This window comes from Candidatus Cryptobacteroides sp., from assembly GCF_056207615.1.
On record NZ_JBAEER010000116.1, the window covers coordinates 1 to 21,268 of the forward strand.

18 protein-coding genes are annotated in these 21,268 nt (G+C 53.9%); 9 read left to right on the forward strand and 9 right to left on the reverse strand.

From position 1 onward, the window contains the following. The first annotated feature begins 122 nt into the window (after positions 1 to 122). Together AC06ND_RS06895 and AC06ND_RS06900 are read left to right on the forward strand one after the other, a co-directional pair. Positions 123 to 935 (forward strand): tetratricopeptide repeat protein, encoded by an 813-nt coding sequence (locus tag AC06ND_RS06895; RefSeq protein WP_475678255.1) that lies wholly within the window; start codon positions 123 to 125, stop codon positions 933 to 935. A 1-nt stretch (position 936) separates the two neighbouring features. Then, the gene (locus AC06ND_RS06900; protein ID WP_475678256.1) at positions 937 to 3,561 is read left to right on the forward strand and encodes a BatD family protein; all 2,625 of its coding nucleotides are present in this window, start codon (positions 937 to 939) and stop codon (positions 3,559 to 3,561) included. On the opposite strand, the gene AC06ND_RS06905 is transcribed toward AC06ND_RS06900, so the two are convergent. Next, positions 3,554 to 6,736 carry an MMPL family transporter gene (locus tag AC06ND_RS06905; protein WP_475678257.1) on the reverse strand — a complete coding sequence of 1,061 codons (3,183 nt, stop codon included), beginning with the start codon at positions 6,734 to 6,736 and terminating at the stop codon, positions 3,554 to 3,556. The genes AC06ND_RS06900 and AC06ND_RS06905 overlap by 8 nt on opposite strands. Positions 6,737 to 6,915: 179 nt before the next feature. On the opposite strand from AC06ND_RS06905, the gene AC06ND_RS06910 reads away from it, so the two are divergent. Together AC06ND_RS06910 and AC06ND_RS06915 are read left to right on the forward strand one after the other, a co-directional pair. Beyond that, a complete protein-coding gene (locus tag AC06ND_RS06910) occupies positions 6,916 to 8,199 on the forward strand; it encodes a cysteate synthase (RefSeq protein ID WP_475678258.1) in 1,284 nt (427 codons plus the stop codon). A 52-nt stretch (positions 8,200 to 8,251) separates the two neighbouring features. Next, the gene (locus AC06ND_RS06915) at positions 8,252 to 8,614 is read left to right on the forward strand and encodes a hypothetical protein (protein WP_475678259.1); all 363 of its coding nucleotides are present in this window, start codon (positions 8,252 to 8,254) and stop codon (positions 8,612 to 8,614) included. An 89-nt stretch (positions 8,615 to 8,703) separates the two neighbouring features. Here AC06ND_RS06915 and AC06ND_RS06920 read toward each other — a convergent pair whose 3' ends face one another. Genes AC06ND_RS06920 through AC06ND_RS06945 form a run of 6 tightly spaced genes read right to left on the reverse strand, consistent with a single transcriptional unit; the run spans position 8,704 to position 14,677 of the window. Beyond that, positions 8,704 to 9,678, reverse strand: coding sequence for an AMP-binding protein (locus AC06ND_RS06920; protein ID WP_475678260.1), 975 nt, complete (start codon positions 9,676 to 9,678; stop codon positions 8,704 to 8,706). Positions 9,679 to 9,680: 2 nt separating this feature from the next. Continuing rightward, complete coding sequence (locus AC06ND_RS06925) at positions 9,681 to 10,724, reverse strand: o-succinylbenzoate synthase (protein ID WP_475678261.1); 1,044 nt, start codon at positions 10,722 to 10,724, stop codon at positions 9,681 to 9,683. 3 nt (positions 10,725 to 10,727) lie between these two features. Further along, the gene (menB, locus tag AC06ND_RS06930) at positions 10,728 to 11,567 is read right to left on the reverse strand and encodes a 1,4-dihydroxy-2-naphthoyl-CoA synthase (protein WP_475678262.1); all 840 of its coding nucleotides are present in this window, start codon (positions 11,565 to 11,567) and stop codon (positions 10,728 to 10,730) included. Continuing rightward, a complete protein-coding gene (gene menD / locus AC06ND_RS06935) occupies positions 11,567 to 13,231 on the reverse strand; it encodes a 2-succinyl-5-enolpyruvyl-6-hydroxy-3-cyclohexene-1-carboxylic-acid synthase (protein WP_475678263.1) in 1,665 nt (554 codons plus the stop codon). Before menD ends, menB begins: the two co-directional genes overlap by 1 nt. After that, positions 13,218 to 14,267, reverse strand: a complete 1,050-nt coding sequence (locus AC06ND_RS06940; protein WP_475678264.1) for a chorismate-binding protein — start codon at positions 14,265 to 14,267, stop codon at positions 13,218 to 13,220. Before AC06ND_RS06940 ends, menD begins: the two co-directional genes overlap by 14 nt. Before the next feature lie 2 nt (positions 14,268 to 14,269). Then, positions 14,270 to 14,677 (reverse strand): PaaI family thioesterase, encoded by a 408-nt coding sequence (locus AC06ND_RS06945; protein ID WP_475678265.1) that lies wholly within the window; start codon positions 14,675 to 14,677, stop codon positions 14,270 to 14,272. Positions 14,678 to 14,757: 80 nt separating this feature from the next. Here AC06ND_RS06945 and ubiE point away from each other — a divergent pair, with 80 nt between their 5' ends. Beyond that, on the forward strand, positions 14,758 to 15,462 hold the full coding sequence (ubiE, locus tag AC06ND_RS06950) for a bifunctional demethylmenaquinone methyltransferase/2-methoxy-6-polyprenyl-1,4-benzoquinol methylase UbiE (RefSeq protein WP_475678266.1): 705 nt from the start codon (positions 14,758 to 14,760) through the stop codon (positions 15,460 to 15,462). Between the two features lies 1 nt (position 15,463). Then, complete coding sequence (gene menA / locus AC06ND_RS06955) at positions 15,464 to 16,360, forward strand: 1,4-dihydroxy-2-naphthoate octaprenyltransferase (RefSeq protein WP_475678267.1); 897 nt, start codon at positions 15,464 to 15,466, stop codon at positions 16,358 to 16,360. Between the two features lie 12 nt (positions 16,361 to 16,372). Here menA and AC06ND_RS06960 read toward each other — a convergent pair whose 3' ends face one another. Together AC06ND_RS06960 and AC06ND_RS06965 are read right to left on the reverse strand one after the other, a co-directional pair. After that, complete coding sequence (locus AC06ND_RS06960; protein WP_475678268.1) at positions 16,373 to 17,077, reverse strand: SGNH/GDSL hydrolase family protein; 705 nt, start codon at positions 17,075 to 17,077, stop codon at positions 16,373 to 16,375. 62 nt (positions 17,078 to 17,139) lie between these two features. Further along, complete coding sequence (locus AC06ND_RS06965; protein ID WP_475678269.1) at positions 17,140 to 18,363, reverse strand: tetratricopeptide repeat protein; 1,224 nt, start codon at positions 18,361 to 18,363, stop codon at positions 17,140 to 17,142. A gap of 160 nt (positions 18,364 to 18,523) precedes the next feature. On the opposite strand from AC06ND_RS06965, the gene AC06ND_RS06970 reads away from it, so the two are divergent. The 3 genes from AC06ND_RS06970 to AC06ND_RS06980 all read left to right on the forward strand — a co-directional run. Then, entirely contained in the window at positions 18,524 to 19,792 is a 1,269-nt protein-coding gene (locus AC06ND_RS06970; RefSeq protein ID WP_475678270.1) for an OmpA family protein, read from the forward strand. A gap of 24 nt (positions 19,793 to 19,816) precedes the next feature. Beyond that, positions 19,817 to 20,923: a hypothetical protein gene (locus AC06ND_RS06975; RefSeq protein WP_475678271.1), complete on the forward strand. Its 1,107-nt coding sequence runs from the start codon at positions 19,817 to 19,819 to the stop codon at positions 20,921 to 20,923. Between the two features lie 161 nt (positions 20,924 to 21,084). Continuing rightward, positions 21,085 to 21,268, forward strand: a 184-nt coding sequence (locus tag AC06ND_RS06980) for a hypothetical protein (RefSeq protein ID WP_475678272.1), incomplete at its 3' end; no start/stop codon positions are given.

Below are 21,268 nucleotides of genomic sequence, written 5' to 3' on the forward strand. Positions count from 1 at the left end.
TCCATCATCTTCGAGGAGTTCGACGAACAGTATATCTATTTCTTCGCCATTGCTCTCGTCCTCTTCGTTCTCGAGATGCTGATCGGTGAGAGGAAGCACAGAAGGAATCTTTTTGATTGAGTATGAGATTGTACAGACACATATTTGCCCTCGTGGCGGCTTCGCTTGTGAGTCTCAGCGCAATGGCGCAGGCTGACAAGCATGAGGTGCGTCAGGGTAACCGTGACTTCCGCAAGGAGAACTACAAGGCTGCGGACGTGGATTACAGGAAGGCCATCCTCCGTGACTCCACCTCGTTTGCCGCCAACTATAACCTTGCGAATACGCTCTACAAGATGGCAGGCGGTCAGCAGGCCCAGGGCGGAATGGAAGAGGCGGACAAGTATTACAAGGCAGTCGAGGGGCAGGCTTCGGTCTCTGCCTACGGTGCTGACTATTGGTTCAACGTCGGTGATGCGGCTCTGGCATCGAAGAATTATCAGCAGGCGGTGGATGCCTTCAAGAAATCGCTCCTGATGCGCCCGGAGGATATCGACGCGAAGGAGAACTACATCTACGCGAAGAAGATGCTCGAGGACCAGCAGCAGAATGGAGGCGGTGGTGACAATGACCAGAATCAGGATCAGAACCAAGACCAGAACGACAATCAGGATGATCAGAACCAGGACCAGAATCAGAATCAGGATCAGAATGGCGATGGAGACCAGGATAAGAACGACCAGAACAAGGACGACAACGACGGTCAGAATGATCAGAACAATCAGAACGACCAGGATAGGCCACAGCAGCAACAGCCTCAGCAGCAGGGCATAAGCCCTCAGCAGGCTCAGCAGATGCTCCAGGCCATCCAGGCTAAGGAGAAGGAGACTCAGGACAAGGTCAACAAGGAGAAGGCCGCTGTCCTCAAGTCAAGGCAGAAAGAGAAGAATTGGTAAGATGATGAAGAGAATCCTATTCATATTGGCGGCGCTTCTGCCGCTTTCGGTATTTGCGCAGGACATCAAGGTCAGTGCGCCGAACCTCGTGGCTGCGGACGAGCAGTTCAAGATCACCTTCTCGATCGAAGGCGATGGCAAGCCGTCCGACTTCAGCTGGAACAGCGGCAACGATTTCCAGCTTGTGTGGGGACCTCAGAAAGGCTTCTCCTCATCGACCAGCATAGTAAACGGAAAGGTAAGTTCTTCGAGCACGAGCACATACACCTATATCCTCATGCCTAAGGCTGCGGGCAAGTTCACCCTTCCTGCGGCTACCGCCAAGCTCAAGGGTAACACCATCAGCTCGTCACCTATCACCCTCGAGGTGGTTTCCGGAGGTGCGGCAGCTGGGGCGCAGCAAGGCGGTCAGCAGTCTTCGCAGCCTCAGCAGAATCAGTCCCAGGTAGGGCAGGTCAGCGGTGAGGATCTCTACATGAGGCTCATGCTCAGCAGCAACAGCGCGGTCGTAGGACAGCCTGTGACTGCGACCATCAAGCTCTTCCAGAGGGTGGATATCGCAGGCTTCGACGATGCGAAGTTCCCTTCCTTCAACGGATTCTGGAGTCAGGATGTCACTCCTCAGGGCGACATCCACTTCACCAGGGAGAAGGTCGGTGACCAGATCTACAATACTGCGGTCATCAGACGCTATGTGATCATCCCTCAGATGGCGGGAGACCTTACCATCGATCCTTCGGAACTCGTGTGCAGGATATACCAGAAGGTTCCGAGCCGCGGCAACAGCATCTTTGACGGATTCTTCGATGACTATACCACGATCCGCAAGCGTATCACCACACCTGCCACAAGGCTCCATGTGACTGCTCTTCCGGGCGGTGCTCCGGCATCATTCGGCGGCGGAGTGGGTGAGTTCAACATCAGCGCGAAGCTCAACAAGGACTCGTTCTCGACCCACGAGGCGGGCTCTCTCATCGTGACTGTCAGCGGACGCGGAAACGTCGCTCTTCTCGAGGCTCCGAAGATCAACTTCCCTCCTGACTTCGAGGTATATGACACCAAGGTGACAGAGAATGTGGACAAGGCTTCAGGCAGCACCACCGGCAGCAAGACCTACGAGTATCCGTTCATCCCTCGCAGCCACGGAGATTTCGAGATCGACCCGATCCAGTACTCGTACTATGACATCAGCAAGGGCAAGTATGTGACCCTCGAGACCGAGGCCATCCCGTTCACCGTGCTTCGTGGAAACGACAGTGACGCAACTTCAGGCTCCGCTCAGGGCGTGGTCGTCCCAGGTGTGGCGAAGAAGGGCGTGAAGAACCTCGGCGAGGACATACGATACATCAATACCAAGAAGCCTTCTCTCAGCGCGAAGGGCGATTTCTTTGCAGGATCAGGACTCTTCTGGACCCTCATGGCACTTCTTTCCGCTGCGGCTGCGGCGACGTGGGCTGTTCTCAGGAGCATGTACTCAAGGCGTGCAGACGTCGTCGGAACGAAGACCAGAAAGGCTACCAAGATGGCTATGAAGCGTCTCAAGCTTACCGAGACCTTCCTCCAGCAGAACCTCTATACCGCATTCTACGAGGAACTCCACAAGGCTCTCCTCGGATTCGTATCCGACAAGCTCAACATGCCGGCTACAGACCTCTCGAAGGACAATATCGCGGAGAGGCTTACCGCTGGCGGAGCAGATGCGGCGACCGTCGCATCCTTCATCGAGGTGCTCGATGCATGCGAATACGCACGCTATGCTCCGGACGCTGGTCATGACGCCATGCAGGCACATTACCAGAAAGCCATCGACACCATCTCCTCAATTGATTCCAGCATGAAGAAGAACAATACGACGAAGGGCACCATGGCAGTGATCGTCGCCATGCTCATGATGCTTCCTCTTTCTGCCTCAGCACAGCAGTCAGACTATATCGAGACTCAGTGGGAGAATGCAGGAAGGGCATACGCGGAAGGCAGGTGGACAGAGGCTCTCGAAGGATGGCATGCCATCGACGAGGCAGGGCTCCAGTCTCCTGAACTCTACTACAACATAGGAAATGCCTGGTATAAGTCAGAGTCCTATGCGAAGGCGATACTCTACTACGAGAGGGCACTCAAGCTCGATCCTTCATATTCAGACGCGAGGTACAATCTCGAAGTCGCCAAGGCTTTCGTGCAGGACGATATCGAGCCTGTTCCGGAGTTCGTGCTCAAGACCTGGTGGAGAAAGCTCTGCTACGTCACCGATTCTACCGCGTGGGCAGTGCTGGCGATACTCTTCTTCGCCCTCACCCTCGCGATGGTGCTCCTCTTCCTCCTTGCACCCGCATCAGCAGGCAAGAAGGTGGGATTCTTCACCGGCATAGCAGCTCTTCTTCTCACGGTAATGGCCCTGAATTTCTCTATCCAGCAGAAGCATGACTGGTTCAAGGCGGACAGCGCCATCGTGATGAGACCGGTTGCTCCTGTCAAGAGCTCTCCTTCATCGGAGTCGTCATCAGACCTCTTCGTACTCCATGAGGGTACAAAGGTTCAGATACTCGACAATGTCGCAGAGTGGACGAATATCGAGCTTGCAGACGGACGTCAGGGTTGGATAAGGACCGAAAGTCTGGAGATTATCTAAGATCTTTCAGCTTGCGCCTGCCGGCCCATCCGAAGACGACCAGCCTGTCGAAGGTCGCGAGGAGGCCAGGGAGAACCAGGAGGATGAGCACCAGGGCCACGAATGCACCGACCGAGATACATCCGACGATCGCGGAGATCGTTGGGTCATTGACCAGCAGCGACATCACTCCAGGGGCTACGACCATGATCAGGCCGGAGGTCATGATCGTGTTGATCGAACCCTTGTAGGCCTCCTTCATGGACTCATGGATGTCGAGAGTCTTCCTCTTCTCCTTGTAGTAGTTTGTGTAGAGTATACCGTAGTCTATGGTCGCTCCCATGAGTATGCTCTGGGAAATAAGATATGCGAGATAGAGCATGGTGTTGCCGCCGAGGCCGCTGAAAATCACGTTCACGAATACGCTGGTCATCACCGTCATCACCAGTATTACAGGGACGATGAGCGACTGGAAGGTGAAGGCTACGATGAGGAAGATAGAGATGATGGTGAGCCAGGTCACGAGGTTCATCTCGTTCCTGAAGTTGTTCCTCATCTCGTCGAACATCACTGATTCTCCTACCATGAAATGCTCCTTCGTGAGGATGTCAGATCCGTATCGGTCAATCTTCTCGATGAAATCATAGGTGGCAGGGGACTCGTCTGGAAGATTTGCGAACACGACTGCGATAGAGTGGTTCTTGTTCTTCATCATGCCCACGCCTTCCTCTATGACTCCGTTCATCTGCTCGAAGCCGTTGCGGGTCTCCTCGTCGACGAAAACAGAGAAAGCATCATTGTTGATGATGGCCTCCGAGAGGAAGTCAATGATGTCCTTTATGCTCATCTTCCACTGCTCGTCATACTGCTTTACGCTGCCGTAATAGGTGTAGAGCATCTTCACGAGGTCAGGATCGATCTCTTCGCCGAGCTCCTTGAAGTTGTTCGCCATCTGGGTCGCAGTGTAGGTCTTGCCGGAGTACATCATATTGGTGAACATCTCCTGACGAATCTCATCCGGACTCTTCTTCTTTACCGGCTTTGCCTTGCGCACAGGGATAGGTGCTACTTCTGGAGTGTCCTTTACCGCGGCGACCGTGATGCTGCTGTCCGTTGCTACAAGCTCAGGAACCGTTCCGTGTTCTTCCGCCTGAACTTCTGCCACGGTATTCGTTTCAACCGGAACTTCGACCACAGGAGGGAACATCAGGTTCTTCACTGCAGTCTCATCCATGTCATCGACGCCGAGCTTGCGCATCATTCCTGCGATGTCTCCGGCGGAGAGCTTCGCATCGGAATTCGCGGAATCCATCACGCTTATCCTTGACCTCAGCTCGTTCTTCTGGCCTTCGCTGACCATAGACTGGAGAGCCTTGCGGTTGAAGAGGTCGTCGTTGAGGAAGTGGACGTATTCGATAGGGGTCATCGACTTGCTCTTGCTGAAGGAGAATACCATCCTGGTCTGGGTAGGTGTTGATCCTACGAACTTGCCCATCGCCTGAGCCGCAAGCTTGGTGTTCAGCATCGTCGTGTCGACGAGGGTCAGAATGTCTGCCGAAAGCTCGTCGTTTCTGCTCTCGTGGAACTTCCTGACGAACTCGATTATCGATATCTCTCCGCTGTTCTTTACTACAGGAATCACGACCTCCACAGGCTTCTCTTCCTGTTTTTCGGCCTCCTTCCTGGTCTCTGCAGGACGGCTCTCCTCCTTGCTTGCAAGCTCGGCTTCAGGGATGGCGTCTTCAGTCTCCTCGAAGAATTTCTCCTCTTCCTCGAGCATGCCGGCAAAGTCCATTCCCGTGAGGTCGTTGAGGAGATTGACCTTCTCCTTCATGCTGTCGTCGATCATGCTGGAGATGAGAGGATTGCTCAGGCAGTGCTCGGTGATGAACTCGGCGAGTTCAGGGAATCCTATGCTCAGCTCATCTTCTCCACCCTCCTTCATGTAATATGCGATGCGGAGGGTCTCCGAAGAAAGGAGGTCAAGCGCAGGAATGTCTGCCATGTCCGGAGCCATTGCACCCGGTGCACCTTCGAGATCCTTGGCCATGTCCATCATCGCGTCGACCATCTCGTCCGCAGTGTACTCCTTGAGAAGGATGGTAGGGTAGGAGAAGATTGACTCCACACCGTCGATGGTGCGTATGCTGTCCGCGAGTTCGTTGACCAGGCCCTCGTCCGCATTGTCGTAGAGCATCACGACGGTGTTCTTGCGAGGGAATACCTCGTCGATGCGCGACTGACCGTTGGTCGAGAAACGTATGGTGGTATTGTGGTGCAGGAATGCCGAACCCACGAAAAGTGCAAGGAACATAACGACGAGCGGGATCCTGAACCTTCCGCTGATTTTACCGAGCATGCCGGTAGGAATACGGAAACCCTTCTTCTCTGTCGCTTCCACAAGCCTGCGGAAGATCAATATCAGGGCCGGAAGTGCCGTGAACGAGCAGATCAGGCTGAATACGACGCCCTTTGCGAGCACTATACCCATGTCCATGCCTATCTTCAGCCTCATGAAGCAGAGCATGAGCAGGCCGACGATGGTCGTGGTGGCGCTGCTAAGGATTGCGGTAGCGGCCTTAGGAATGGCTGAATTCAGTGCTTCGACAGGCTCCATGCCGTTTCTGCGCTCCTGACGGTAGCGATTCATCATCACTATCGAATAGTCCAGGGACAGGACGAGCTGGAGTATGGCAACGATGTAGTTGGTCGTGATAGATACGCTCGGAAGGAAGAAGTTCGTGCCGACGTTGAGCAATATGCCCATGCCGGTGGAACCCATGAAGAGCACAGGCTCTATCCATGACTCGCACATCAGGAAGAGTATGAGCAGGATGAGGATTGCTGCGATGACCATCACCGAGGCCGGCGGAGTGGCACCGTCCTGGCTGGTCTCCACGACCGTTTCCTTGCCCATGTCGCTGTGGATCTTCGCGCCGAGCGCCTTCTGGTCCACCTCCTTCGGCACAGTCAGTTCGAACAGCGTATGCTGCCCGTCCTCGCTGGTCCTGTAGGAGACGGCTTGGACGTCCGGGTAGCTGCCGAGCTTGGCGGCGATCTCCTTCTTCTGGGGTTCAGTATGTGCTCCGAACATCGCTCTGATGTCGGCTCCGTCGATTTCCGAACGTCCGAACTCGTCCTTGAGCACATCAATTCCGTGCTTCATCGGAGAGTCGTCCGGAAGATATTTGGTCATGTCGCTGTTTACGTTCACAAAGGGAATAAGCGCAGCGCAGGCTATAGAAAGCAAGGCCGTTAAGAGCAGCGACGTGTAATAGTTTCGTATGGTAAGTTTCATTCTGTATCCTGTAAGGACGTGCAAAGTTACCTAATTATTTTTATATTTGTAGGACAAGTACTAAACCCCAGGTTACTATGAGATTTAAACCAACTGAATATCAGCTCATCAATGTGGGTACCGGAAGGGTGCTCCAGGATGAGGGATGGACACTTGCGGATCCAGAGGCTCCAGCTCCGTCTCTCGTCAGGGCTGTATACGAGACTAAGCAGTTCACTCCAAGAGAAGACCTCGACGGTCTTTACAGATATGCCAACTGGCTCCCGATCAGCCGTACCTTGAAGAATTCACATGCCCCTGTGACCTACAAGAGCAGGAAGCTTGCGAAGCTCCTCGACATGGACAACCTCTATATCACCTTCTCCGGATACAATCCTAAGATCGGTGCCGGCATGAGCACATGTTCCTTCAAGGAGACTGAGGCCTACTCGGTTTGCGGACGACTTCCTAAGAACAGCGACAAGGTGCTCGTGGTCCAGTCTGCCGGAAACACCGCACGTGCGTTCGCACAGGTCTGCTCAGACAACAGGATTCCTATCGTGATCTGTATTCCTGAGGACAACAAGCACGACATGTGGTTCCGCAAGAAGCTCAACAAGTGCGTGAAGATCGTGGCTGCTCCTGCAGGCTCAGACTATTTCGACGCAATCGCGCTCGGTGAGAAGATCTGTACTGATCCTATGTTCCTCGCAGAGGGTGGCGCAAAGAATGTCGCTCGTCGCGACGGTATGGGTACAACTCTTCTCAGCGCAGTCGAGACCATCGGACGTATTCCTGACGCATATTTCCAGGCAGTCGGAAGCGGCACAGGTGCAATTGCAGCGTGGGAGAATAACCTCAGACTCATCGAGGACGGTCGCTTCGGAAATAACAAGATGAAGATCTTCGTGTCTCAGAACGCGCCATTCACCCTCATGTACGATTCATGGAAGGCTGATTCACGTGCCCTCGTAGACTACTCTCCAGAGCAGTCAAGAAGGGATTGCGAGGTCATCCTTGCCAAGGTTCTCTCCAACAGAAAGCCACCTTACAGCCTTGCCGGTGGACTCTATGACGTCCTCAAGGATACCGACGGAGACATGTACACCGTTACCAACGACGAGATCGTACAGTGGATCATCAAGTTCTTCCAGTGCGAGGGCTATGATATCCTTCCTGCAGCGGCGACTGCTGTCGCCAGCGTTGAGAAGGCACTCCAGGAGGGCAAGATCAAGAAGACCGACACCGTGATGATCAACGTGACCGGTGGTGGTATGCTCATCGCAAAGAACGAAGGCTATGTAGAGAAGGAGCCAGATCTCGTTCTCAGTCCGGACCTTCCTGCTGACGTGATCGTAAAGAAAGTTAAGGCTCTCTTTTAAACCTTTGTGATAGAAACGTGTCAAAATGACATTAATACCAAATCACACTACTATGAAACGTTTTATCTTATCTCTCATGGCAGCAGCTGTGATGTTCATCGCCGGTTCTGCCAATGCAAGTGCTCAGGATTTCAGTTTTGATCCAGCTCAGATGGCTCAGATGCGTGTTGACCATATGAAGGAGACCCTCAAGATCAACAAGGATCAGGCTACCAAGCTTCTCGAACTCTTCAAGAAGGAGTCAGAGGAGATGATGAAGATGTTCGAGGGTGGCGGAATGCCAGACATGAGCAAGATCGAGGAGAACATGAAGAAGCAGGACGAGGCTATCAAGAAGGTCCTCACCGCTGAGCAGTACAAGAAGTACGCAGAGGAGCAGAAGGCTATGCGTGAGCAGTTCGGAGGCGGATTCTAAAAGAATACTGACCTTAACTCCAATAAGAAAGGCGGGGCGTCATCGGGCGCTCCGCCTTTTTGATGCAATTCGCTACCGCTGCACCGCTCCTAGAGAGCTGCAAGCTTTTCGGCTGCGGAACGGGCGATCTTGCCAGTCTCGGTCATAGGAATCGCAGGGACGTATAAGACATCCTTCGGCACCTCATAATGATCCAGGTGCGAAAAGGCTTCTTTGAGTGCGTCCTCAGCTGCGGGAGCTCCGGCGATCAGCAGCACAGCAACCTCTCCGAACTTCGGATCCTTGCGCCTGGAGATACAGAACGGCGTAGACAAGAACGGGCGAAGCCTGGCTTCTATCTTCTCTATCTGCAACTTCACTCCGCCGGAGCATATCACGTTGTCCCTACGGCCCAGGATACGGAAACGTCCGTCCTGGATATCCGCGAGGTCGTTGGTCTCAAGGATGCCGTCATGTACCAAAGGCGCATCGATGGTCAGGCAGCCGTCCGGGTTCATGGCAATGCTGACATTGTCGAAAGGCTCATACCATTCGCTGGCATCGGGCCCGTTCAGCCTTCTTAAGGCAATGTGGGACAAGGTCTCGGTCATACCGTACGTGCTCCAGATGGCTCCTTCCGAATCCAATTCGTCGATGGCTTCCTGGAGCTCAGCAGAGATTGCTCCTCCGCCGATGATCAGGTGCCTTATCTTCCGAAGGATATCTCTTTCACGAGGCTCCTGGAGAGAGCAGAAAAGCTGGGACGGAACCATTGCGGCGAAGTCCGGCGTCGTCTCCGGGAGAGCAGCCAGCGGATGGTTTGACGGTTCTACCTGAATGAGCTCCAGCTTGCGCTCGAGACTGCGTACCACCATCATCTTGCCGGCGATGTAATCCAGAGGGAGGCAGAGCAGAGCCTTGTCTCCGGGTACGAGACCGAGGAAATCGCAGGTGATGCGTGCAGAATTCATCATCCTGGTCTTCTCAACCCACATAGGCTTGGGCGTGCCGGTGCTTCCGCTGGTGTGCACCAGCAGCCTGGCATCGGGAGATTCCCACTGGGATATGAATTCCTTCAAGGTCATGATCAATTCTTTCTGAGCCAAAGCTGATGGCCTCTGAGTTCCACTCCCTGATCGATATTGTCTGTGTAGAGGAGGCCGGTTCCGAGTCCCTGCGCGAATTCCACCTTCGGGCCATAGGCGTGAGCCGCGAGGAGCGCGACATTGCGCAGCCCGACATTGCTCTCCAGCGCCGAGGTTATCCATGAACCTATGCCACGGGCAGCGGCTTGCTCTATCCAGTCCATGCTCCCGGAAATTCCTCCGTGGAGGGTCGGCTTGATCACTATGTACTGAGGATGTATGCTTTCAAGCAGCGCGACACGCTCTGAGGCATCGTTCACTCCGATGAGCTCCTCGTCCAGGGCGATAGGAACCGGAGTCTGGCTGCAGAGGCGGGCCATGGCCTCCCATGTCGCATCCTCTCCTTGCTGCCATTTCGCCAGTATGGGCTGCTCGATCGAGTGAATGTCCAGCAGAGAGAGCTGGTCCAGCTTCCCGGGCGCATCTTCGGGGGTGAATCCTCCGTTCGCATCCACGCGCAGCTGCAGGCTGTCGGCAGAAAAACGGGAACGAATCATGCGGAGCAGCTTCAGCTCGTCCTCCCAGTCTATGGCTCCGATCTTGAGCTTGATGCAGCGGAATCCCATCTCCAGCTTGGCTTCGACCTGAGCCGCCATGTCCTCGAACGGAGCCATCCATATCAGGCCGTTCGCCGGAATTCCTTCCTCTCCGCGTGCGAAGGGAGTGTCGTACAGCTGCGGATTCTGGCTGCAGCCATGGAGAGCCGACTCAAGCGCGAAAAGCAGAGCCGGGAATGGACGAAGGTACTCGGCGTAGTCCTCGCTTGCAAGAGCCTCGTCGACGAGACGACGCACAGTAGCCGCATCCGGATATGAACCCCGGTCGCATGAAAGATCCGGCAGCGGGGCACATTCTCCCAGACCTACACGTCCGGTGGACTCATCCTCAAGCCTGAGAATGAAGATCCGGTGCTCGGTATAGGCCCCTCTGGAAGTCCGTGCGGGCTTCTTGAAGTGCAGGGTGCGCTCTTCGACGTCGATTCGCATGGTCTATGGGATTAGAGGGAACTTTCCCCAATCTGGTTTGCGTTTCTCCAAGAATGCGCGGCCTCCTTCCTGAGCTTCGTCGAGCATGTAATAGAGGGCAGTGCAGTCTCCGGCGAGCTGCTGGATTCCGGCTTCTCCGTCGAGCTCTGCGTTGAGGCCCATCTTTATCATGCGAAGCGCGAGCGGCGACAGCTCCATCATGTGCTCTGCCCATGCGATGCACTCCTTCTCCAGCTCGGCAAGAGGCACGACCTTGTTCACCATGCCCATCTGCTCCGCTTCTGCGGCAGTGTACTGACGGCACATGAACCAGATCTCGCGGGCCTTCTTCTGACCCACTATGCGGGCAAGGTATGATGCTCCGAAACCGGCGTCGAAGGAACCGACCTTAGGACCGGTCTGGCCGAAGCGCGCGTTCTCCGCAGCGATGGTGAGGTCGCACACGAGATGCAGCACATGGCCGCCTCCGATGGCATATCCGTTCACCATGGCGATCACCGGCTTCGGCAGCCTGCGGATCTGCATCTGCACGTCCAGCACCGACAGGCGCGGAGTGCCTTCCTCGTCGATGTATCCGCCTCGTCCCTTCACGTTCATGTCACCTCCGGAGCAGAATGCCTGGGTACGGAGCCATTCCTCCTCGCTCTGGCCCGGAAGACGCGGCGTCTCGGCACCGGTCAGCAGCACCACGCGGATATGCTGAGCTTCGCGAATGATGCTGAAGGCCTGCGACAGCTCCGCGGTCGTAAGAGGGGTGAAGGCATTTCTATATCTGTATCGGTTGATGGTAACCTTTGCGATTCCGTTGTACTCCTCGAGGATGATCTCCTTGAATGGATGCATTATTGTCCACATACGATATACTTGTATAAGCGTTTATATTCAGTTTCGTCAGTTTCTGCCGAGGTGCTCACTTCGAGCAGAAGAGGTCTGTCCGACTCGTCGTTCACGAGCCATTCCAGGCCATCCTCAAGGCTGGCTCTGTCCGTGGCATGCCGGTAGCCGAGCCTGTGCTCCTCGCAGGCACCGCATGCTGAGGTCTCGTGGCCTCCGGATATCATGCTGTCGCGGACCGGGCTCTTCCCGAGGCCGTCCAGAGTGCGGAAGATGGCGCCCTGGCCGTTGTTGAGCAGGAGAATTCGAAGATTTCCTCCCAGTTGCTGCCAGAGGGCGTTCTGGTCATAGAAGAAGCTGAGGTCTCCGATCACGCAATAGACGCGACGGTTCTTGTCTGCGAGAGATGCACCAGCAGCGACGCTGAGCGAGCCCTCGATTCCGTTCAGACCTCTGTTGCAGTGGCAGTAACCTTCTGCATACAAGGCGGCAAGACGGACGGACATGCTGTTGGCATAATACATCAAGGCTCCGTCCCTGCGCGCTTGCTCCTCGAAACGGCTTACTGCCATGAGCTGGGAGTAGGCAGGAGAAAATCCCGCCTGGCGTGCAGCGACGTCCTGGCGCAGCCCGTTCCACAGATTGATGAATTTATCTTTGGTCACGTCGGAAGTCTGTTCTGAAAGGCTCTGGAGCACATCCTGGGCGGTGGCGTGAATGAGCCAGTCCGTTTGCTGGGAGATGTCCCTCAGCCTTGCATCTTCGCTGATGAGGATCTGAGTGGTCTCCGCTGGCAATGCGCGAAGGAACTTGCGTAGACGCTTGCTGACTGTGTGTCCACCCACGAAGAGCACCCAATCCGGGCGGTATGATTCTGTGCTGGCATCCGGTGTCGCGAGCATCTGGTCCGTGTATGATGCCGGCAGGCCTTCCATCGAGATCGGCTCCGAAAGGATCACTGCTTTCTCCATGAGCGCGGCTATGTCTTCGGCAGCCATTGCACTTTCCGGTGGCAGCTGTCCCATCACGACCATAGGACGGTGTGACGTCTCGTACGAACTCATGATTGCTCTTCGGACGCATGCATCACCCCAACTTCCCCAATGCACCATCCTTTCGTCGGGAAGTTCCTCGACGGTGAACTCGAAAAGAGGCTCGGAGAGGGGCACGTTGATGTGGACGGATGGATGGTCCGGGAGCATGTTCCTCAGGATGGCCTCGTTCACCAGGCGGTTGCAATACCAAGCCTGGGTCGCGTCTTCTCCTACCTCCGGCAGTGAAACTGAAATCGCGGCGAAGCTTCTCAGAGCCTGCGGTTGAGGCATGGTTTGGCCGTCCAGCTGGTCTACCCATGCTGCAGGGCGGTCGGCGCTGATCACGATGATACCCTGATGCTGATAGCTTGCTTCCGCAACCGAAGGAAGCAGGTTGAGCAGGGCAGAACCGCTCGTCACGCAGACGGCTACCGGGGACTTGCACTGCTGCCTGAGTCCCAGGGCCACGAAGCCTGCTGAGCGTTCGTCAGTCGCAGGATGGCAGATCAGCGCGTCGCACTGGCTGAAATTGTGGACCAGGGCGGCGTTCCTGCTGCCCGGGCACACGACCACATGGCGAACTCCGTGCTTGACGAGCAAGGCGGTGAGTATGTTTACGTTCTTCTTATTGCAATACATTCTGGATGGTCTTCATTTTAGATTCTGTCTCTATCCATTCCGACTGGCATTCGCTTCCCGGCATGATTCCGCCACCGGCATAGAGCACGGCGTCGGTTCCGTTCTCCGAAGACGAAAGTTCCGCACAGCGCAGGGACACATAAAGGTGTGTCTCGCCCTGGATGTCCACCGGACCAGCGAAGCCGCTGTAGTAGCGCCTGTCCAGTCCTTCGTGCTCCGAAATGAAGTTCGTCGCCTCAGTCTTCGGCATTCCGCATACCGCCGGGGTGGGGTGTAGCTGCTGGACGAGCTTTCCAAGTGTGAGGCCCTGGGCCAGGTGGAATCGGAAATCGGTGCGCAGATGGACCAGGTTCCCGGCGCGCATGCTGACCGGACCGTCCTTCAGCACGCCCGGACATGCGTTGGCGAGTATGTTCTCTATGTACTCTTCGACCACATGCTGCTCCTGCTTGTTCTTTTCGCTCCAGTCCAGATGTCCTTCCTGGAAAGGCATCGTTCCTGCGAGTGCGACGGTGTGGAGGCTGCGGCCCTTGCCGTCAAGAAGGATTTCCGGAGATGCGATGAGCCATGTTCCCGAAAGAGGCGTGGAAAAGAGCATGACCATGAGCCTCGGATACAAGTGGCATGCGCGCTCGAAGAGGATACGCATGGACATGGGGTCATTCAGGTTCTGCGGCACCCTCATCGTCATTTTCTTGTTGCGGGCGAGGACCAGCTTGAGACATTCGCCGCTCTCCACTGCACCATGGAACGCCTCGAAGGCCGATACATACTGCTGGCTCGGAATGGTCGAGCCCTGCAGGTCGGCGTCGCTGGTCTGCACGATGCTTGGCACCAGCCTGCGTGTGGTGGTGCTGTCCGGCTGTATCAGCAAGGCCGGAGTGTCTGCGGACCTGCTGAAGGGAACCAGGACGAAGCCCGGAAGGTCTCCGAGCGTGTCCAGGCTCTCAAGTATCAAGGGGGCCTGCTCCGACTCCATCAGGGTGTAGGTGTCGGCGTAGGGTAAGCGGTAGAATGCGTAGGAGAGCGTTGACATGGCTAGAGCGGTTTCACGAAATTGGTGACGGTGACCGTGCTGACCAGACGTCCGTCTTCATTGCTGACGTCCACCCTCCATACATGGGTCTGTCCTCCTTTGTGGATCAGCTTTCCAAGCGCAGTGACGGTCTCGCCCTCCTTGGCGGAATGCACATGGTTGGCGTTCACGTTGATACCGACGCACTTGCAGTCAGGACACAGTGCAACTGAACCCACGCCGGCAAGGGTCTCGGCCAGGGCAAGTATCGCTCCGCCGCTGAGATAGCCGAAGGGCTGTGTTACACGTTTGTCCACATGGAGCCTGCCCATGCAGCTGTCAGGTTCCGGGGTCGAAATGAATTCCATGCCGACCGTGTGCTCGAATCCCTGGCTCTTCTGTATGCGTTCGTTGATAAGGTCTATGTTCATCGGATATTACCGCATTTTAATACATTACGCTAATATAGTCAATTTTTCAGTATCTTTACCCAGCTATTATTACAATGACCATGAAAGGACCTCAAACCGAAAAGATCAGGGCATTGTTCGATTCCATCGCAAAGGACTACGACAAGCTCAACCATATACTTTCCCTCGGAGTGGACAAGACCTGGCGCAAGCGCGCCATCAAGGTCATCGCGGAGGACCGCCCCCAGCAGATACTGGACGTCGCCTGCGGTACGGGAGATTTCAGCATAGAGATTGCGCAGCATACCAATCCTGAGACCATAGTCACCGGACTTGACCTTTCTTCCGGCATGTTGGAGGTCATGGACCGCAAGGTCGCAGAGGCTGGCCTTTCCGGACGCATCTTCACCCAGCAGGGTAACTCCGAGGCCATGGACTTTGCCTCCGATTCCTTCGACAGGGTCACCATAGCCTTCGGCATACGCAATTTCGAGAACAGGGAAGTGGCACTCAGGGAGATACTCCGCGTGCTGAAGCCTGGTGGAAGGCTCGTCATCCTGGAGCTCTCAGTGCCTTCGAATGCTGTCCTCAGGTGGTTCTACAAGCTTTATTTCATGAAGGTTCTGCCGTGGATCGGAGGCGTCGTTTCGGGAGAGAAGGCTGCTTACAGCTATCTTCCGGCTTCGGTTATCAAGTTCCCGGGCAAGGAGGAATGGATGTCCATAATGAGTTCCTGCGGGTATCGAGATGTTAGGCACAAGGCCTTCACTTTCGGAATCTGCCGCATGTACACGGGAGAGAAGTAAGATGACAGTAAAGTCCTGCCTGAAATCGATGCGCCTGCGAACACTTCCTCTGTCGCTCGCGGGAATCATAGCCGGCATCAGCCTGGCTTCGACTTGCGGTCCGTTGAATGTCCCGACCGTGGTAGCCCTCGTACTGACAACGGTTTTCCTCCAGATACTCTCGAACCTGTCCAATGAGCTGGGAGATACCTTGCACGGTACGGATACGGAAGAGCGAATGGGCATGCACTATTCGCTTCAGGATGGGGAGATGACCATTCCTCAGATGAAGAAGCTTATCGCCGTGATCGCTGTCCTGTGCTGCGTGTGCGGCCTCACGATGATATATTTCAGCTTCGGGACGCTTCTGGCGCTCGAACCTGTGGCTCTCATCCTCTTGGGAGCGGCCGCGATATGGGCTGCTATGCACTATACCCTGGGCAAGAATCCTTACGGCTACAGGGGATTGGGCGACATCTTCGTCTTCATCTTCTTCGGCCTTGTCGCGACTCTCGGTGCCGCATATGTCTGCACACATAGCTTTTCGCTCGTTTGGCTGCTTCCTGCCGCGGCTTTCGGCTGCTGGAGCGTGGGCGTGCTGAACGTGAACAATATCAGGGACATGATCACCGATGCTGCGACGAGGACGACGGTCGCGATCAAGCTTGGCGCCAGGAATGCACGTATATACCACAGCCTCTTGCTCGGCTGTGGGTGGCTCCTTCTCCTGGCATACTCGGTCGCAGCCTCAAAGGGGCTGATGTCATATCTCTATGTCCTGATGATTCCGCTTACTGCCCTTCACCTTAAGGCTGTCTGGACAAAAAGCGGCAAGGCGCTCGATCCTATGCTCCCTATGCTGGTGATGACCACCTTTGCGGTGGCACTGCTCTTTACCCTGGGGAACTGTATAGGTTAATTTTCCCTTGTCTTATCGGAGGCAGGCCTTTACCTGGTCTGCGATTGCGCGCATTCCGGCCTGGGATGGGTGTCCCATCTGCTTGTCGATGTCGTGGAGGTCAAGGCACTCGATCTTGTAGTGCTTGCATACGGTGTGGACAGACTCGTTGATCTCGTCGCTGAGCTCGGAGTTGAGCATGAAGAGTATCCTTGCCTTCGGGTAGAGGGTCTTGAGCTCGTCACACATCTTTGCCATCGCTGGCCTGAAGGTGTAGAGGTCCTCGTTGGTCCACTTCTTCCACTTGTAATCGCCGATAGGGGCTCCGCACCATGCGTCATTGGTACATCCGCATACGAGTATGATGTCCGGATGTCCGAGGTCCGATGCCCTGACGATGAATGACCTGTCCGAGTAGTCGCTGAAGTTGCCGCTGCGGTCCTTGTATCCGCTGAAGCAGATGGTCGCTCCTGAAAAGGCGTTGTTCTTCTCAAGCTTGTATCCCATCTCGTCAATCACCTGGTACCACCAGGTCTGCTCGACCTTCTTCACGTCGTTCTCCTGTGATCCGAGTTCGCTGCCCTCAGCGAAGTACCAGAGAGCATTCCAGTATGGAGAGACCTTTCCTTCGAAGGTGCTGTATGAGTCTCCGAGGATTGAAACGCGCAGCGGTTCCTGTGCATAGGCAGCGGCTGTCGCAGTGAGGGCCACTATGGCCGTAAGGATAATCTTTTTCATAGATGTTGCTTCTTTTGGCCAAATATAGTGAAAAGATGGAATCTCGCAGCAAGGCTTTCGGGCTAAAGCATGCCCATGTCCTTGGTGATGGTGACCAGTTCTGCTGAGTTTGAGGCTCCGAACAGGGTGAAAAGTTTCTTCTTGTACCATTTGATGGTCTCTGGGCTGAGGCACATGGCCTCGGCGATCTGGGCGTTGGTATATCCCTTGGCGATGAGGTCCAGAATCTCCTTTTCCTTCGGCTTGAGATTGATGTCGATCTTCTCCTTTGCCGGGTAAATGTCCTTCATGGTATACTCCAGGACTTCGGCGAGTTCCGTGTTCTCCCTGGTCTTCTGCTTCAGCTTCAGGTATATGAAATACGCCAGAATGGCCATCAGAATGAGGGCTAAGGACGTGAGCAGGGTGACGGTCAGGCGTTTTTTCTGGAGGGCGAGAACCTGTCCGGTGTAATCCAGGCTTTCCATCCTGTACTGCAGTTCCTCGTCTTCGTGGTCTGCGAAATATTTGTTTGCTGCGTTGAGAAATCTCATCGCCTTGGAAGTCTTGTGCATCTCCAGATAAAGGCTTCCGAGTCCCTTGTAGGATGTCGCGACAGCGAGGGAATCCTGAGCGAGCTTGGAGTATTCCAGACTTTCTAGATAGTATTTTTCTGCCAGCTCCAATTCTCCTTCCTCACGCATGGTCTCTCCCATGTTATAATACAGGACGGAGCAGCTGTTGTGCCAGTCATGTTTCTTGAAGAGGATTCCTGCCTTCTCGTAATAGTCCATGGCAACGGAGATGGAATCCATCATGCTGTACAGGTTGCCCAATGTCCCGTACATCTGGGACAGGGCGTTGTCCATGTCCTTCTGGGTATATGTGTTTCCCGAACCGTAGCCCGTCTCTGAGAGCGGCATCTTCTCGACGGCATCCATCGCCATCCTGTAGTAGACGGCCGCGCTGTCGAACTGCTCCTTTGCCCAGAAATGCTGGCCTATGCCTTTTGCTGCACTCTGGATCTTGGAAAGCCACTCCTTGCGCGTTGCAATCCGAAGCAGGGTGCGGGCATAGTACTCGCTCTTGACCCCGTTGGTCTGGTTGAATCCGAGCATCAGTTCCTCCAGGTCTTCGGCAATGTGCTTCAGCTGGTCGTCGCCGGCATTCTCGATGTCCCGGGCGGTCAGCCCCGCCATCACTGTCTCGAGGGAATCCACGTTGTGGCCACGGTGGTCGACATATTCCGCTTCGGCAACCATGCAGAAGCAGAATGTGGACAGGAGTATCAAAAGAATTTTTCTCATGTGGCAAATATAACAATAATGTGTCCCTATTGTCGTAAAATGGACTTTTTTGACTCATTTCCACCCGAACGGGTGGTGTTTTGGAATGTTATAATATTGAATTTTGCCGAGTTCGTTTCCATGCTCATGGATGAGAATATCATTTAAACAGTAACAGTATATGAAACACAACAGAATTTTACTTGTAGCTGTCTTCGCGTTGATTTCATGTGGCAGCTTGAGTGCTCAGAATCTCCTCGGCCGTTTGGCTGAAAGAGCGAAGAATGCGGCAGAGAATGCCGTCGGAAACAAGATTGAGAATGCTATAAACAGCGGCATCGACAAGGCTACCTCAAGGAAGGACGGTAATAAAAGTGCTGAAGCCCAGGCGACAGAAGTGGAGGAGCCAGTAGCTGTCGAGACCGTGGATATGCCAACTGTAAACACTTCTACCGACTTCAAGCGCGGAGACAAGATTCTCTTCCAGGACGATTTCCAGAGCGAGAAGGTTGGCGAGTTCCCTAGCAAGTGGGATCTGCTCGCAGGCAAGGCTGAGGTGAAGCAGTTCGGCAACCAGCTTGCAGTGGAGGTCACCGAGGATGGTGTCATCGCACCGCTCATCAAGCAGGAAGGTGCATACCTCACAGAGGAATTTACTATCGAGTTTGATTTCTACTACTGGGAAAATCCTAAAGAAGGTGTCGGACTGAATGAAATAGATCTTTATCTGATGTACAATGATGACCGCAATGATTTTGATAAATATGATGCTACATGGGCTAGTTTTGGTGTCTGTGACATGCAGCCAAAGGCTTACGAATACCGTACTACAGCTGACAAGCAGATCAAAACCAGCTACGACTACAATCTCTCGAACGGTTGGCACACCGTGCAGTTCTCATTCAACAAGCGTGCTGGCAAGATGTACATCGATGGCAACCGTGTGATGAACGTGCCAAATATGAAACAGCCTAAATGGTTTGCCATCAAAGGCTGCTTTGATTACAACGACCTGAACTTCATCCGTAACGTAGTGATTGCGCAGGGTGCAGTGGAGCTCTATGACCGCAACGCACAGGCCATGACCATCGTAGAGAAGCAGATGGAAGAAACCGGTAAGTTCGTTACCAACAACATCAACTTCGAGACAGGTAAGGCAACACTCCTTCCTGAGTCAATGGAGGAAATCCAGAAGGTAGCTGACTATATGCTCAAGAACAAGTCGGTTCGCTTCGAGGTGCAGGGTCACTGCGACAACCAGGGCTCAGACAAGGTGAATGATCCATTGTCTCAGCAGCGTGCAGAGGCTGTTGTTGCTGCCCTCGTGAAGCTCGGCGTTGACGAGTGGAACCTCCGCGCAGTAGGAAAGGGCTCGCATGAACCAATCGCTGACAACAAGACTGAGGAAGGCCGTGCGCAGAACCGTCGCGTGGAGTTCATCAAGAAGTAATCTGTTTCAATTCTCCCTCTTATCATGAAGAAGATAATCCTTATCATGGCACTGTCTGTAATCGGCAGTTTCAACATGTTTGCTCAATTGACACAAGATGCAGTAATCGCAATGTGTCCTGAACTTCCAAGTGAAACGGATATGATAGATATGGCAGGAAGGCCAGGAGCTTCTGTTGGTGCAGAACCTTACTATCAAAAATTCCATGAAGCTTTGAATGAGGTCAGGCGGAAAAATGAGGAGATGAAGGCAAGGATCCAGCCCAATCGTAAGGCAGAGGAGGCCGCCAGCAAAAGGAAGATAGAAGGAACTAATGTAACCGTAGGGCAACTTGGGAACATGTCCGATGCACAGTTAGAGGCAATGGCTAAGCAGGCTGTGAAAGGTCGTCTCGGTAATCTTGGCATTAGCATGGCTGATCTTGAAGCTGTACAAAGTGGCAAGATGTCAGAAAAGGAACTGGCCGACAAGATGATGGCAAAGGCCACTGGTGGTCTTACCGTTAGCGATGTGGAGTTTATCGATAATAACAACATGTCACCAGAAGAAATAGCACAGTTCATGCAGATGGCTGGTATCGACGAGGGCGTTCAGGCTGCTGCATCTAAAGGAAAGAAGGATGCTGCAACGATGGCTAAGGTTGCCCCTCTTCAAGAGAAGGTTGCCCGACTGACAAGAAGACTAAACGAACTCGGTCAGAAGCCAACCGACCTACGCCGTGAAGCACGAACTGCAGGAATAGACCTCTGGAACCGCTTATACAAGAAACCTGTTGAGACTCTTGAGAAGGAACTTGCAGACCTCGGCGGTTATGATGAAATGAATATAGACAAGGAGCACAACAGAAAAGTGGAAATAAAGCAGGAGCAGCATCAGATATATATAAAGGAATACAACAGCAAATATATTCCTATTTGGCGAAATGCCATCATAGCTGGCCTGAATGTTGTCACGACTGAGTTACCTCCTGTTTATAAAGAGTTGAGAGACACCTATGCTGAGCTATATAAACTGACAGGCGATCCTCAGTTTGATGCTCTCTCAAAACTTAAAGAAGACATTGCCGAAGAATACATGGGGCAGATAGAATTTATCGACAGGTATGACGATGATATAGAGGAACTATATTGAAAAATCTCCTTATTGCTGTTATAGCACTGTTCTTTATCATTCCTTTTGCTCTGCATGCTCAGAAGCCAAAGGAGCTGACTATCAAGACTAGCATTGATAGTACATACGTCTTTGCCTTCGACCTGACAGAATCTCGCTCTGCCAAGGGTGGCATGTGGAACGTGAAAACGGGGAAGGCAGAGACTCCGCAGAACTACACCCAGATAAAGAACGACACCATCGAAGGCAGGCCTGTCATAAGGCTCTACCGCGAGGTGGTGCCTGGCAATTATCCATTGAACAGATGGGAAACATGGGTGATGAAGGAAGGCAAGTGGCTTAATGCAGAAGAAGCAGAAAATGAAC